This window comes from Spirosoma areae, from assembly GCF_054781775.1.
Window position 1 is genome coordinate 359,804 of the sequence record NZ_BAAGTT010000016.1, and the last position, 15,628, is coordinate 375,431.

9 protein-coding genes are annotated in these 15,628 nt (G+C 52.9%); 8 read left to right on the forward strand and 1 reads right to left on the reverse strand.

Translation table 11 applies throughout. The features are described from left to right. Positions 1-11: 11 nt before the first annotated feature. Complete coding sequence (locus tag ACYVI1_RS07555; RefSeq protein WP_460908429.1) at positions 12-614, reverse strand: GNAT family N-acetyltransferase; 603 nt, start codon at positions 612-614, stop codon at positions 12-14. Positions 615-664: 50 nt separating this feature from the next. Here ACYVI1_RS07555 and ACYVI1_RS07560 point away from each other — a divergent pair, with 50 nt between their 5' ends. The 8 genes from ACYVI1_RS07560 (at position 665) to ACYVI1_RS07595 (ending at position 15,574) form a co-directional block, all read left to right on the forward strand. Further along, complete coding sequence (locus tag ACYVI1_RS07560) at positions 665-1,243, forward strand: Maf family protein (RefSeq protein WP_460908432.1); 579 nt, start codon at positions 665-667, stop codon at positions 1,241-1,243. Positions 1,244-1,281: 38 nt separating this feature from the next. Continuing rightward, the gene (locus ACYVI1_RS07565; RefSeq protein ID WP_460908434.1) at positions 1,282-4,125 is read left to right on the forward strand and encodes an alpha-amylase family glycosyl hydrolase; all 2,844 of its coding nucleotides are present in this window, start codon (positions 1,282-1,284) and stop codon (positions 4,123-4,125) included. A gap of 92 nt (positions 4,126-4,217) precedes the next feature. Then, positions 4,218-6,161 carry a helix-turn-helix domain-containing protein gene (locus ACYVI1_RS07570; protein WP_460908436.1) on the forward strand — a complete coding sequence of 648 codons (1,944 nt, stop codon included), beginning with the start codon at positions 4,218-4,220 and terminating at the stop codon, positions 6,159-6,161. A 208-nt stretch (positions 6,162-6,369) separates the two neighbouring features. Further along, positions 6,370-9,387 (forward strand): SusC/RagA family TonB-linked outer membrane protein, encoded by a 3,018-nt coding sequence (locus ACYVI1_RS07575; protein WP_460908438.1) that lies wholly within the window; start codon positions 6,370-6,372, stop codon positions 9,385-9,387. A 73-nt stretch (positions 9,388-9,460) separates the two neighbouring features. Continuing rightward, entirely contained in the window at positions 9,461-11,062 is a 1,602-nt protein-coding gene (locus tag ACYVI1_RS07580) for a RagB/SusD family nutrient uptake outer membrane protein (protein WP_460908440.1), read from the forward strand. 25 nt (positions 11,063-11,087) lie between these two features. Beyond that, on the forward strand, positions 11,088-12,131 hold the full coding sequence (locus ACYVI1_RS07585; protein ID WP_460908442.1) for a SusE domain-containing protein: 1,044 nt from the start codon (positions 11,088-11,090) through the stop codon (positions 12,129-12,131). Between the two features lie 155 nt (positions 12,132-12,286). Next, the gene (locus tag ACYVI1_RS07590; protein WP_460908444.1) at positions 12,287-13,849 is read left to right on the forward strand and encodes an alpha-amylase family glycosyl hydrolase; all 1,563 of its coding nucleotides are present in this window, start codon (positions 12,287-12,289) and stop codon (positions 13,847-13,849) included. Positions 13,850-14,014: 165 nt separating this feature from the next. Further along, a complete protein-coding gene (locus tag ACYVI1_RS07595) occupies positions 14,015-15,574 on the forward strand; it encodes an alpha-amylase family glycosyl hydrolase (protein WP_460908446.1) in 1,560 nt (519 codons plus the stop codon). The last annotated feature ends 54 nt before the right edge of the window (positions 15,575-15,628 follow it).

Here is a 15,628-nt window from a genome sequence, read left to right on the forward strand (position 1 = left end):
GATGGGGCCAATTAATCTACCTGTTTCAGGAGCCAGAGATCTCGCTGACGTTCAGAACCAAATTGAAAATAATGATAGCCGAACCGCTGAAAACCCAGTTTTTCATAGAAGGCCAGCGCCCGCGCATTACGCTCCCAAACGCCAAGCCAAACCGCCCCGTAGTTCTGCGCCCGTGCCCAGTTGAGGCAATGCTGCATCAATAGTTGGCCCTGTCCCTGCCCAACCTGCGACTGCAGGAGGTAAATGCGTTGTAGCTCAATGGCTTTACCGGCCCGTCGGGATGGGGCAGGCATGGAGCGCGGGGGCGTGTGTCGGCGGAGTTTGGCATACCCAACCATTGTTTTGTCGGGTAACTCAAGCAGGAAAAAAGTGCAGCGAGGGTCAGCCAGTTCGGTTTCTATACCAGCTTCTGTAATAGCCGACTGAATATACTCCTCAACAAGTTCAACTGAGTTATGGGGTGGCCCAAACGCTTCGCGCATAGTGGTAATGGCGAGGTGGGTGAGCTGGGCTGCATCGGCAGGGGTGGCAGGACGGATGAGCAAGGAATGATGAATGATGAATCGGCCCGCCGAAGCGGATGAATTACGAATATAGCGCGAAATTTGCCCCATTCCAGTTTTATCCCAAAAGGAAATTATTCATCATTCATCATTATCTCCACGTGATCAACTTACGCTATCCGCTCGTGCTTGCTTCGGGGTCGCCACGCCGAAAGCAACTCATGACCGATGCCGGTTTTGACTTTACCATCGAAACAAGGCCGACCGATGAGACATTCCCCGACACGATGCCCGCCGACGAGGTGGCCGAATACCTCGCCCGCCAGAAAGCCGAACAGTTTCTGGCTGACGCAGGCAACCGGATTATTCTTTGCGCCGATACGGTCGTCATTCTGGATAACCAGATTTTGAACAAACCGACCGACGAAGCTGATGCCCGCCGGATGCTCCGTGCCCTTTCGGGCCGCACGCACCGCGTCCGGACGGGGGTAGCTATTTTGGCACCTGAAGGGCTTGATTCCTTTACGGACGAAACGACCGTACAGTTTGCGTCCCTGACCGATGAGGAGATTACGTACTACATCCGAAAGTGCCAACCGTTCGATAAAGCAGGTTCATACGGTGCCCAGGATTTTATTGGCTTAGTTGGCATCGACCGGTTAGATGGGTCGTTCTACACGGTCATGGGTCTGCCCACACACCGGGTTTATCAGGTGTTGAAAATGTATGCCGATACGTGATAATAGTATATCTTTAAGGGTTGCTTTCTCCATGAAATATGATAAAAATACTTCATTACACGCTACTTCTTTGCTTTTTTGCCTTCATTCCGGCTCTGGCTCAGGTTGTTACGACGCAGCCCACGTTCCCAACGGCCGACGCTGAAGTTACTCTGATTTTCGATTTGACCCAGGCGAAAGATGGTCGGGCGAAAGGATTGCTCGGCAAAACTGACGACGTTTATTTATGGTCGGGGGCGGGGTCGAGTGCAACCGGCGATGCGTTTCAGTTTCAACCCGCCGGGCAAACTGATTTCAACAAACCTTTTGCGCCGGGCAAAATGACAGCCCTTGGAAATGACCGATGGCAGATTAAACTCGTGCCGCGCACCTACTTTGGCGTTCCAGCCGGTACGCCAATCCGTAAATTGGGGTTGTTGCTGAAAAGTGGCGACGGTAAGTCCCAAACCGAGGATTTGTCCGTAGCGATCTACGACAACAGCTTTAATCTTTCGCGGCTATCTCCGGGTCAGAAGCAGTTTTACGTCGATGCCAATTCATTGGTGCTGGTTCGGTATAAAAGTTCGCAGGCAGCCATGTTTAGCCTGACGCTCGACGGGCAGGCTACTGGCAGCTCGACCGGCACCGATTCGCTGCGGGCCATGCTTAATACTGGAACTCAGGCCGGTTTGCAACGGACCGTGATTGTGAAGGCTACGTCGGTGAGTGCCACCGCTACCGCCGTTTCCGATACGTTCTTCTTTACGGTCAAACCCCAGCCAACCGTAGCGGCCCTGCCAGCCGGTTTGCAGGATGGCATCAATTACAGCGGCCCGAACAAGGCAACACTCGTGCTCTATGCGCCCAAAAAGAGTTTTGTCTATTTGCTCGGCGAGTTCAACGACTGGGCCACTAATCCGGCTTACCTGATGAACCGCACACCCGACGGTAACCGCTACTGGCTCGAATTACCCAATCTGCCCACTGGCGAAACGGCGTTTCAGTATTTGGTCGATGGCCTGATTGGCGTAGCTGACCCTTATGCCGAGAAGATTCTGGACCGCAACAACGACCAGTTTATTCCGACCAGCACCTATCCCGGTCTGAAAGGGTTTCCTGCAAAAGCGCAGGGTAATACGGTATCGGTGCTACAGCCGGGACAAACGCCGTTTGTATTTCAGAACACGACGTTTCAGCGGCCCGCCGTGAACACAATGGTCGTGTATGAACTATTAGTGCGCGATTTTGTGCAGAGCCGGAGTTATCAGGCGCTCACCGACAGCCTGGCCTACCTGAAACGATTGGGCATCAACACCATTGAACTGATGCCCATCAACGAGTTTTCGGGTAATGACTCCTGGGGCTACAATCCCATCTTCTACTTCGCGCCCGACAAAGCCTATGGCACCAAAGATGCGCTGAAACGATTCATCGACGCAGCTCATAAACAGGGCATTGCGGTGGTTCTCGACATGGTGCTCAACCAGGCCGATTATGAGTTTCCCTACGTGAAAATGTACTGGGCGGGCGACCGGCCATCTGCCGACAGTCCGTATTTTAACCAGCAGGCCACGCACCCGTATAGCGTCTTTTTCGACTTCAACCATGAGAGTACTGACACCAAAGCGTTTGTCGACCGGGTCTGTAAGTTCTGGTTGCAGGAATACAAAGTCGATGGGTTTCGCTTCGACCTCTCGAAAGGCTTCACCCAGAAAAATTCGGGCAACGACGTAGGCGCGTGGGGTAACTACGACGCCAGCCGGGTCGCCATCTGGAAACGCATTTATGACCAGATTCGCACGGTGGACCCAACAGCGTATGTTATTCTGGAACACTTTGCTGACAATGCCGAAGAGAAAGAACTGGCCGATTATGGTATGTTGTTCTGGGGCAATCATAACTTCGATTTTCGGGGAGCAGCTCGCCAGGGGCAGGGCGATTTTTCGGGCATTTCGTACCAGAAACGCAATTTTGCGAAACCGAATCTGATTGGCTATGCCGAAAGTCATGACGAAGAGCGACTCGTGTATGACCTGCTTCGGAACGGCCTGACCGAAGGTGGGTACAACATCAAATCCTTGCCAACCGCGCTCGAGCGGGCTAAGTTAGCCGCTGCCTTTCTGCTGACCGTGCCGGGACCAAAAATGATCTGGCAATTTGGCGAACTGGGCTACGACCTCTCCATCAACACCTGCGCCGACGGCACCACCGTGAACGACGGTTGCCGAACAGCCGCCAAGCCCGTCCGCTGGGAGTATTATCAGGAAATTAACCGTCGGAAACTGTTCAACGTATACAGTGAGTTGATTAAGCTGAAAACCACCAGCCCGCTGTTCAACAGCACTGATTTCACGACGGATTTTGGGGGCGTGGTGAAGCGCCTGACGTTGCGGTCTGCATCGGGTACGGTATTCCTGATCGGTAATTTTGATACCCGCACACAAGCTGTCAACGCGGGTTTCCCGTCGGCGGGCAAATGGTATCACTTTTTTTCGGGGCAGGAGGTGCAGGTAACGGATGCCAGCCAGTCTATTTTGCTGGAGCCGGGAGCATTTCATCTCTATTCGACCAGCAAACTGCCCACGCCCGAGGCTGGTCTGGTGCCGTTTGCCGTAGTGCCCAGTCAGGTAACGGCCCTTGCTGAAGACCCCAATGACCGAATTCTTATCTCGCCAAACCCGGCCTATGAACAAATCGTTGTTGAGTTAACGGGCAGCTATCGGGGTGCCGTAGAGTTTAGTTTGCGCGATTCGGGGAGTCGGGCGGTTCGGGCGGTTTCCGGGCGAAAAACCGCAGGTGAGTTGCGGCAACCGATTGATGTACAGGCCCTGCCCGCCGGAATTTATTTTCTGCGGGTGCAACAGGGTGAACGCCAGCGCGTAGTAAAAGTGTTGAAAAAATAGTGATTAGTCGTTAGTCGTCAGTCGTTAGTAACTTAGTGTTTAAATCCAACGGCTAATCACTGACGACTAACGACTAATCACTAACGGCTAAAATGAACCGACCTGGTTTTCTCATAGCGTTGTTGCTAACCACATTAACTTCCTGGGCGCAAATCCGGGTGGAGGTGGTGCAGTATCCCGCGCTGTCGCCAACCGGGTTGGGGTTGTTTTTGGCCAGCGACATCAACGGCTGGAACGCAGGCGACCCACGTTTTGAACTCAAACGCCAGCCTAATGGAGTTTATACCCTGACGCTGCCCGATTCGCTGACCCAATTTCAATACAAATTTACGCAGGGCAACTGGGCCTTAACGGAAGGTGATTCGATAGGGCGGCCCATCGAAAACCGGCAATTTGACCGCATAACGATTGTCAATCCGTCGCACATTAAGGCCACCATAGCGGGTTGGGAGCATCAGGTAGCCTATAAATTTGTCGTCACCGAACTACCCGCCAACACCCCGCATGATGCGACACTCTACATTGCCGGGTCGTTTAATAAATGGAACCCCGCCGACCCGAACTACAAACTTAAGCGACAGGCGGATGGTACCTACCGGATAACCGTTTATGCCTATCTGCCCCAGTTGGAGTATAAGTTCACGCGCGGCAACTGGGCATCGGTTGAGGGGAGCGAAAATGGTAAAATCCGGCCTAATCGGATTGTCACCCAGGCCGAAGCCAACCAGAAAGACATCGACATTAGCGTTCGAAGTTGGGAAGACCTCACCAGCACCTTCCAGTTTTATTCAATTTATGACCTGCTGATGCTATTCTCCTGCTTTCAGGGGTTACTGTTGCTGATTGCCATTCCGAGTATCCAGAATTACAACCGGATCGCCAACCGCTGGCTCGTAGCGTTGCTGGGCATTGTGTCGCTGTTCATTCTGCTGAAGGTCGTTGGCAGCTACCGCGACGTAGCCAATAATTTTCCTAAACTGTTGCTGATACCGGATTTTATCTGGTTCCTCTACCCGCCCCTTTTTTATTTTTACATCCGTCGGTTGCTGTTCGATACGGGCTTGCCGAGCCGCAGTTGGGGGTATCATTTTATTCCGGTAACGGTTCAGGTGCTGACCTATTTGCCTTATTTTCTGATGGACAGCAAGGTATTTCAGTTAAAATTGGTGGGGAACGACCCGACGCTCCGAGCCATCTTTCTAATTGCCGGCTTTCTGGCCCTGCTCTTTAACGTCGCCTACTGGATTGTTTGTCGCCGAACGATCAGGGCCTACAAAGGACACTATCAGACGAGCGTTGCCTACGAACAAAACCTACAGTACCTCAGCACTGTACTTGCCATTCAGGCCGTTTGCCTGACCTTGTGGGGATTTCTGTTTGGCATAGTGCTTCTGAGTCGGTTTGTCGTACTTGATATAGTAGCCCTCGCCGACCGCAGCGTGGATATCATCTGGCTGGCCTTCTCGACGATTACGTATTTTCTGGGGTACGTGGCCGTCCATCAGCCCGAAATATTCAAACTGCCCCAACCTCGGCTAACGCAGGACCAGCCTGCCAGTTTTTTTGAGGAGGTCGTTCACCCACTGACGGCACCGGTTAGCCTGGCCGAGTCGACATCGATGTTAAGAGCGATTCCGTTGGCGGAGGACACACGACCAGCGCCAGCTAAAAGCACACCTGACCTGAAACAGATCCAGGAAAATGTGGAAGCTTATATGCAGCAGAATAAGCCCTACACAAACCCTAATCTCAGCATTCACGAGCTGGCTACGGGGCTGAAGATGCCCCCGCACGTGCTCTCGAAGGTGATTAACGACGGGTTTGGTAAGAATTTTTTCGATTTTATCAATCACTACCGTATCGAGGAGTTTAAACGGCGGATGGACGACCCCCGCTCCAAGCACTACACCTTGCTTAGTCTCGCGTTCGATGTCGGCTTCAACTCGAAAACGGCCTTTAACCGGGCCTTCAAAAAGCTGACCAACCAAACCCCCAAAGAGTATTTTAACATGGTCAGCGACGAGCAGCCTTTTTAACCGTACCACTTTCAAAATAAGACACCTATTTTTCTGATTATAAAGTGCTCATTATTAAAATATTATAAAAAATACTCGATAAATTTTTATCCTTTGTAAAGTGGGACGACATGCGTTGATTGTAATGGTACTTTTGTCAGAATAAGTTGACTGCTCAGGCTAATGAAGTCAAGAAATTAGTCTGATTTAACCATTATAAACTAAGCACATGATGAAACTCTTTTCCGAAAGGTTTCGCCAGCGTAGTGCGTTGCCCGCGCTTCTACAACTGGCAGTAATTACGTTGCTGGCCTTCTTCGTCAGTCTGACGGCAATGGCCCAGGGACAAACCCTGACCGGCGTTGTCAAGGAAACAGATGGCAGCCCGCTACCAGGCGTAACGGTGCAGATTAAAGGCACCAACCGGGGTACCCAAACCAACGCCGACGGCACCTACCAACTGACCAGCGTCGCGCCGAACGCCACGCTTATTTTTAGCTTCATCGGCAAAACGCCCCAGGAAATTGCCGTGGGAAATCGCACAGCGGTGAATATTGCCTTAGCCGACGACTCGAAGTCGCTGAATGAAGTTGTGGTGGTTGGCTACGGAACCCAGCGCCGGAAAGACCTGACGGGCTCCATTGCCTCTATTTCGGCGGAGGAGTTTCAGAAGGGTAACATTGTCAATCCAGAGCAATTGATATCGGGTAAATTGGCCGGGGTGAGCATTACGCCCCCCAACGGCCAGCCGGGCGGTGGCAGCACCATCCGGATTCGGGGTGGCTCCTCGCTGAATGCCAGCAACGACCCGCTCGTGGTCATCGACGGGGTGCCGGTCGACAACAACGGCATCACCGGAGCCGCCAGCCCCCTGAGCTTAGTGAATCCCCAGGACATCGAAACCTTTACGGTATTGAAAGATGCGTCGGCTGCGGCCATTTATGGCGCACGGGCCGCCAATGGGGTTATCCTGATTACGACCAAAAAAGGCCGCCAGGGCGACCAGCTTCGCGTGAGTGTCAGCGCGTTAGGCTCGGTGTCGAGTATTATAAAGCAGGTGCCGGTGCTATCGGCTGAGGAGTTCAAATCGGTGATTAACCAAACGGGAAATGCGGCCCAGCGGGCGTTGCTGGGTACGGCCAACACCAACTGGCAGGACCAGATTTACCGGCAGGCCATCAGCGGTGATGTTAACGTGGCGGTAACGGGATCGGCCAGAAACATGCCCTATCGGGCTTCGGTTGGCTACCTGAACCAGAATGGGGTGCTGAAAACGTCCAACTTCAAGCGGTTTTCGGGGTCGTTTGGCGTGTCGCCCCGCTTTTTGCAGGACCATCTGCGGGTTGACATCAATCTGAAAGGCTCGATCATCGACAACGTTTTTGCCGATCAGGGCGCCATTGGTGCTGCCGTGTCCTTCGACCCGACACAACCCATTTACAGTGGTAAAGAGCAATATGGCGGTTTCTTCGAGTGGCTCGACCCGGCTACCGGCAAGCCTAACACACTGGCCACCCGCAACCCGCTGGGCCTGTTGATGCAAAAACAGGATTTGAGCACCGTGAAGCGGAGCATCGGCAACGTCCAGGTTGACTATAAGTTTCATTTCCTGCCCGAACTGCGGGCGAATCTGAACCTCGGCTACGACATTTCGTCGAGTACCGGAACCATATTCGTACCGGCAACGGCGGCTTCGCAATTTAATCGGGGTGGACAAAACAACCAGTATTCGCAGAGCCGCAATAATAAAACCCTGGAGTTCTATTTCAACTATGCGAAAGACCTGAAAAGCATTGCCAGCCGCGTTGACCTGACAGCCGGGTATTCGTATCAGGATTTCATTCGGGAAAACCCCAGCTATCCCGACCGCTTAGCCAACGGCAATGAGTTTGCTCCGGCGGGTGTTCCGTTCAAAACGCAATATACATTGCTGGCTTTCTTCGGTCGGGCCAACTATACCTTCAAAGACCGCTACACGCTGACCGCTACCCTGCGCCGGGATGCTACCTCGCGCTTTAGCAAGGATACGCGCTGGGGAACGTTCCCCTCGGCGGGTGTGGCCTGGAACATCAAAGAAGAATCGTTCCTGAAGAATACCAAAGCCTTATCGGCCCTGAAATTCCGCGTTGGCTATGGCGTCACGGGGCAGCAGGATTTGCCGAAAGAAATAAGTGATTATCCGTATCTGGCCCGCTACACCTTGAGCGATTTAACGGCACAGTACCAATTTGGCGATGCGTTTTATCGCACCCTGCGGGCTGAGGGCTATGATGCCAACATCAAATGGGAAGAAACGCAGGCCATCAACGCAGCCGTCGATTATGCGTTCTTCGACGGACGAATTTCGGGTAGCATCGATGTGTACCAGAAGAAAACCAAAGACCTGCTGGCGACCATTCCCGTACCGGCTGGCTCAAACCTGACCAACCAGATTCTGACCAACGTCGGTAATCTGGAAAACAAAGGCGTCGAGTTTACCATCAACACGAATCCGATTCGCAACGAACGCTCGAACCTCGACGTAGGCTTCAACATTACCTACAACGAAAACAAAATTACGAACCTGTCGAAAGTACCCAGCCCCACCGATCCGGGAATTTTAGTGGGTGGCATTTCGGGGGGTGTTGGCAACACGGTTCAGATTCAGACGGTGAACTACCCAACTAACGCCTTCTACGTGCTCAGGCAGGTGTACAATGAGTCGGGAAAACCGCTCGAAGCTGTGTATGAAGACCGCAACGGCGATAGCAAAATCACGATTGACGACCGCTACCGGTATCAAACGGCCAACCCCAAGGTATTCTTAGGCTTCACGACCCAATATACCTATGGCAAATTCAGCGCGGGTTTTGTGCTGCGGGGCAACTTTGGCAACTACGTTTACAACAACACCCGCTCGGGCAATGGAGCCTATCGAAACTTCACCAACGCGCTGGGTTTCAACGGAAACGGCTCGACTGAGGTGCTGACAAGTCAGTTTGTGAACAACCAGTATTTCTCGGATTACTTTGTTGAGAATGGCTCGTTTCTGCGGATGGACAATCTAAACCTCGGCTATAATTTTGGTCAGGTGTCGAAGCGGTTCCTGACGGGTCGGGCGGCTAATTTGCGGCTGTCGGCTACGGCCCAAAATGTATTTGTTATTACAAAATACAAAGGCCTCGATCCTGAAATTTCGGGGGGTATCGACAATAATTTCTACCCCCGCCCGCGCATTGTATCAGTCGGTTTGAACCTGGATTTTTAATGTAGCAGACCAGACCTAAAAGCCGGAGCGCCGGATCGGTTCAAAAACCTTTTAGGTCTAAGAAACAAAGCAAATGAAATCAATCAAAATCATAGCAAAAACCGGAATTCTGGCCGCGGTGCTGGCGGTAGCCTCCTCGTGTGTGGAAGACCTGAACCGGCAGCCGTTCTACGATGTTACGTCGGCTTCGGTGTATAAAGACCCGGCCAACTACAAAAGTATACTGGCTAAACTCTACGCCGTTCTGGCCGTGAGCGGGCAACAGGGTCCGGCGGGTAAGCCCGACATCAGCGGTATCGACGAGGGATTCTCGAATTACCTCCGACAGTACTGGAAAGCCCAGGAACTACCTACCGATGAGGCTGTTATCGGCTGGAACGATGGCTCGTTGCAGGATTATCACAACATGAACTGGTCGTCGGGCAATGAGTTCATCACGGCCATGTACAACCGGATATTTTACTTGGTGACGGCTACCAACGAGTACATTCGCGAAACGACGGATGCTAAATTGGCTGAACGGGGAATTTCGGGACAGGCCGCTACCGATGCGAAAACCTTCCGCGCCGAAGCCCGGTTTCTGCGGGCATTAGCCTACTACCACGCCATCGATATGTTCGGCAATGTGCCGTTCGTGACCGAAGCCGACGCCGTTGGGTCATTTCAGCCTAAGCAGATTTCGCGGGCCGAGTTGTTCGCCTACGTCGAATCGGAGCTGAAGGCCATCGAAACCGAACTGGCCGCGCCCAAAACCGCTGAGTATGGCCGGGCCGACCGCGCAGCCGCCTGGACGCTGCTGGCTAAACTGTACCTCAACGCGCAGGTGTACACTGGCACGGCCCGCTGGAACGATGCCGTTGCCTACAGCGCCAAAGTGATTCAGGCAAATGCGTATTCGCTGGAGGCCGACTACAACAAGCTGTTTCTGGCCGACAATAACACCTCGAAGGAGATGATTCTCCCCGTTACGTTCGATGGTACCCGCACCAAAACCTATGGCGGTATGACGTTCTTGGTTCACGCGCCGGTGGGCGGTAAAATGAGTCCGGCTGATTTCGGTATCAACGGTGGCTGGGCCGGACTGCGGACCACCAAAGCGCTGGTGAATCTCTTTACCGATCCATTGGGCAAAACCGACCGTCGGGCCATGTTTTTCACCGATGGGCAAAATCTGGAAATCAACGAAGTGCTGAACAAATTCGACGACGGCTATGCCATTACAAAGTATAAAAACGTGACGTCGGCGGGCAAAGCGGGCAGCGATACGGAAGGTAACTTCCCCGATACTGATTTCCCGCTGTTCCGGCTGGCCGACGTGTACCTGATGTATGCCGAAGCGGTGGTGCGCGGGGGCACGGGTGGCGATGCGGCAACGGCGCTGGGCTACGTGAATCAGCTTCGGCAGCGGTCCTACAAAGGCACAACCGGCAACGTGGCGGCTTCGGCCCTGACGCTCGATTTCATTCTGGCTGAACGCGGTCGCGAACTGTATTGGGAAGGCCATCGCCGGACCGACCTGATTCGTTTTGGGAAGTTTACGGATGCCAGCTATCTGTGGCCGTTTAAAGGGGGCGTGAAAGGGGGGCGCGGTGTTGAAGCGTTCCGCACCATATTCCCCATTCCAGCCGCTGATATTGTGGCTAACCCAAACCTGAAGCAGAATCCAGGGTATTAATCATTCACCCAGATAAAAAACAATCATGAAATCACTCGTCTATAACCTTCTGGCAGCGGGCATGGCTTTAGTGGCCTTCAGCTCGTGTGAAAAAGAAGAAGACCGCTTAGTGCTGCAACCGGGCAATGCGCTCACCATAACCCCCAGCACAACGACCGTTGCGCTGAAAAATGAAGATGCTGCTAAAGAAGCCCTGGCGTTGACCTGGTCGGCGGCTCAGTATGGCTTTGGCGCGGCTACCAACTACACGGTGCAGTTTGGCAAAAAAGGCAACAGCTTTAAGGATTCGATTGATGTGTCGGCCCTTAATGCAACTAAGCTTAGCGTAACCGGTGCCGATCTAAACCAGATGATGCTCAAATTGGGCATTCCGGCAGGTAGCGCCGGTCAGCTCGATGTGCGGGTAAAATCGGAAATCAGCCGCCCCAACGACGGGCCTTCAAACCGGATGTATTCGGCCGCAACAACCATCACTGGCACGCCTTATTTGGTTATTATTGAGTACCCGTCACTTTGGGTACCGGGCGATTATCAGGGCTGGGCACCCGACAAGGCACCGAAGATTGCGTCGGCAAAGAGCAATGGCGTGTATGAGGGATATGTTAATTTCTCCAAAGCCACACCGTTCAAATTCACCTCGGCCCCTAACTGGGATAAAACCAATTATGGGACGGGCGGTGCCGGAAAACTGTCGACTACAGGCGATAACCTGACTATTCCGGCTGCCGGGTACTACCTGCTCAAGGCCGATGTTAATGCGTTGACCTGGAGCGCTACGCCAACCGTTTGGAGCGTTATTGGTGCGGCTACGCCCAAAGGCTGGGATGCCGGTACACCCCTGACCTACGATGCGGCCACCGGCACCTGGAAAGTTACCCTCGATTTGAAACAGGATGAGCTTAAATTCCGCGCTAACGATGCCTGGGATATTAACTTCGGCGATACCAAAGCCGACGGTCTGCTTGAGTACGGGGGCGACAACATTAAAGTGCCGTCGGCGGGCAAGTACCTTGTGACGCTCAACCTGGGTGTTGGCGGCAACTATACCTACACACTGACGAAGCAATAGGCTATTATAAGCTATCGCTCACCCCAAGCCCTCTCCCCCAGAGGGTTGGGGTGAGCGATAGGCAGAATCAACTTTACCTTTCCCGCCAATGTCTCTTAGTACCAGCGGGCATTGGCGGGAAATTTTGTTTTTACTCGGTTTCTATATTCTTGATTATGCCTATTCTCCAACGATACATCCTCATCCTGATTCTATTCAGCACCGGAGCTTTTGCCCAGCCGACCGCCAAACCTACGGGGCAGACCGGTGTTCATTACGAGATTTTTGTGCGCTCTTTTGCCGATTCCAATGGCGATGGTATTGGTGATCTTAATGGTGTCACCAAAAACCTTGATTATCTGAAAGAACTGGGCATATCGGCCATCTGGTTGATGCCCATTAACCCCTCACCAAGTTACCATAAATACGACGTGACGGACTATTACGGCATCGACCCCGAATACGGTACGATGGCCGATTTTAAACGATTGCTGACCGAAGCGCACCGGCGAAACATTAAGGTCATCATTGATTTTGTCATCAACCACACCAGCAGCAAGCACCCCTGGTTTCAGAAGGCATCGGCAGGTCCGACTGGCCAGTACCGCAATTGGTACGTCTGGAGAACGCCGAAGCAAATTGACTCGCTTAACCTCGCTACCCGCGAAGCCACCGCCGACTCTGGCGAGCGAAGCCCCTGGCATGGAACCGGCAATGGCGTAACTGATGAAAAATATTACGGCATGTTCTGGAGCGGAATGCCCGACCTGAATTTCGATGAGCCGAAGGTGCGTCAGGAAATCTATAAAGCCGGGAATTTCTGGCTCAACGACATTGGTATTGACGGGTTTCGGCTGGATGCAGCCCGGCATATCTATCCCGATCAGGACGAAGCCAAAAATGCACCGTTCTGGGCCGAGTTTGGCCGTGCAATGGAGCAGGCGAAGCCAGGCGTCTACACCGTGGGCGAAGTGTGGGCTAAGGCCGAACAGGTGGCGCCTTATTTCCGGGGGCTGAAAGCCAACTTCAATTTCGACCTTAGTTTTGCCTTGCAGAAATTAATTGCACAGGAAACGGATTCGCTGGGAATTGTGGGGATGCTGGCGCGTAACCGGGGTATTTTTACCCAAACTAATCCGCAGTTTATCGACGCTACCATGCTGACCAACCATGATCAGAATCGCATTGGCAGCGTGTTGAATGGCAATCTCAATCACCAAAAAGTGGCGGCCTCGCTACTGCTGACGCTGCCGGGGAACCCGTATCTGTACTATGGAGAAGAACTGGGGATGCGGGGCCGCAAACCCGACGAAACCATCCGTGAGCCTTTTCTGTGGGCCGAACGCAGTCAGGACAAACAACGCACCAACTGGATGCGCCCATCGTTCAGTACCGATTCGACCGTTGTGCCTTTAGCCCGTCAGCAAACCGACCCTAATTCGCTTTTTGGGCACTACAAACGCCTGATTCAGTACCGCAACAGCCATCCGGTGCTGAACGATAACCTCAGTCAGTTAATCGAAACGGGCATCCGGCAGGCGGGCGTAGTAGCGTTTGTACGAAAGTCAGGCAACCGCTCAGTTTTGGTCGTCCAGAACCTGACTGGCAAGCCAATGTCGGTAACGTTGTCAGCGGGCGAGCAGTCATTTCAGAACGTTGTTTTTCAGACCACTAAAGGTGCATCATTAACGAAAAATACGCTGAGTGTCCCGGCTTATGGCTGTGCAGTATTGGAATAGAGTCTACATGGGCGAGCGATAGACCTCAGGGCACTTTGACAAAGTTTAGAACTTTGTCAAAGTGCCCTGAGGTCTATCGCTCGCCCTCTTCTGACCAAACTTCTTAGCTTGCAAACTCAACGGCTGCTTTCTCTGTTGGGCAGAGAATACCTCTTTTTCGACTGAATGCAATCAGATACTTCGCAGGCAGCAACCGGGCGTTTTCGCGCATCGGCTGACCAGTTAACCAACACTCAAATCGGTCATACGGGTGTTCATTACGAGATTTTTGTGCGCTCCTTTGCCGATTCCAACGGCGACGGTATCGGCGACCTTAATGGCGTGACGAGTAAGCTGGATTACCTCACAGACCTGGGCGTGTCGGCGATCTGGCTCATGCCCATCAGCCCCTCACCAAGTTACCACAAATACGACGTAACGGACTACTACGGCATCGATCCTGAATACGGCACAATGGTCGATTTTAAGCGACTGATTGCCGAAGCCCATCGACGCGGCATTGCCGTTATCATTGATTTGGTGCTGCATCACACCAGCATCCGGCACCATTGGTTTCAGGAAGCGGCCAAAAGTCCCGACAATCCGTACCGGCAGTATTATAAATGGTTACACCCCGATGAGATAAAAGCCCGCAAACTGGCTACCCGCGACATCACCGCCGATTCGGACGAGCGTAATCCCTGGCATTCGGTGCGGGGGGGGGCGTATGCCGAACAGTACTACGGTATGTTCTGGAGTGGGATGCCCGACCTGAATTTCGACCATCCGCCCGTGCGTGAGGAATTTTTCAGGATTGCCCGCTACTGGCTCACCGATGTGGGTGTCGATGGATTCCGGCTCGATGCAGCCCGGCATCTGTATCGCGAATCGGAAGAGCCAAAAAATCATGAATTCTGGCAGCAGTTCGGGCGCGTGGTTGACGAAGCAAAGCCCGGTGCCTACACGGTTGGTGAAGTCTGGACACGCCCTGAACGCATTGCACCGTATTTCCGCGGACTGAAAGCCAATTTTAATTTCGACCTGCGCCTGATGATTGAAGAAATCGTTCGGAACGAGGACGATACCGAGGATTTGGTTGAATTTCTGGCGTATGTCCACGGGGCTTTTGGCAATGTGAATCCGCACTTTATCGACGCGCTGATCCTGTCCAATCACGACCAGAACCGCATCGGCAGCTTGCTGAAAGGAAACATCAACCAGTTGAAAGTCGCGGCAAACCTGCTGCTGACGTTGCCGGGCCTGCCGTATTTATATTATGGCGAAGAAATCGGGATGCTTGGGAAGAAGCCCGATGAAACCATTCGCGAACCATTTTTGTGGGCCATACGCGCCCACGACTACCAACGCACGCACTGGCGACGGGGAAAATACAGTACCAGCCAAACCGTTCGACCTTTAGCCGAGCAGCAAACCGACCCCAACTCGCTGTTTGCTCATTATAAACAACTGATTCAGTACCGTAATAGCCACTCTATATTAAATGATAACCTCAGCCGGTTAGCGCAAACGGGCATCCGGCAGTTGGGTATTGTCGCCTTCATCCGGCAAAATGAAGCCGGGCAGCGGGCATTAATCGTACATAACCTCACGCGAAATTCTATCGAGGTGGTGCTTTCACCCGGCGAAGCCTGGTGCCGCTGCCTTGTTTTCGCGACAGGGTCGGGCAGTTCGTTCGTGGACGACCGCATTACGGTATCGGGCTATAGCTGTATCGTGATGGAGTGAGCAGCGGAAATCCGGCATTATTTTCCGGGTTAGCCTGTATCTTTGCCTAATTTT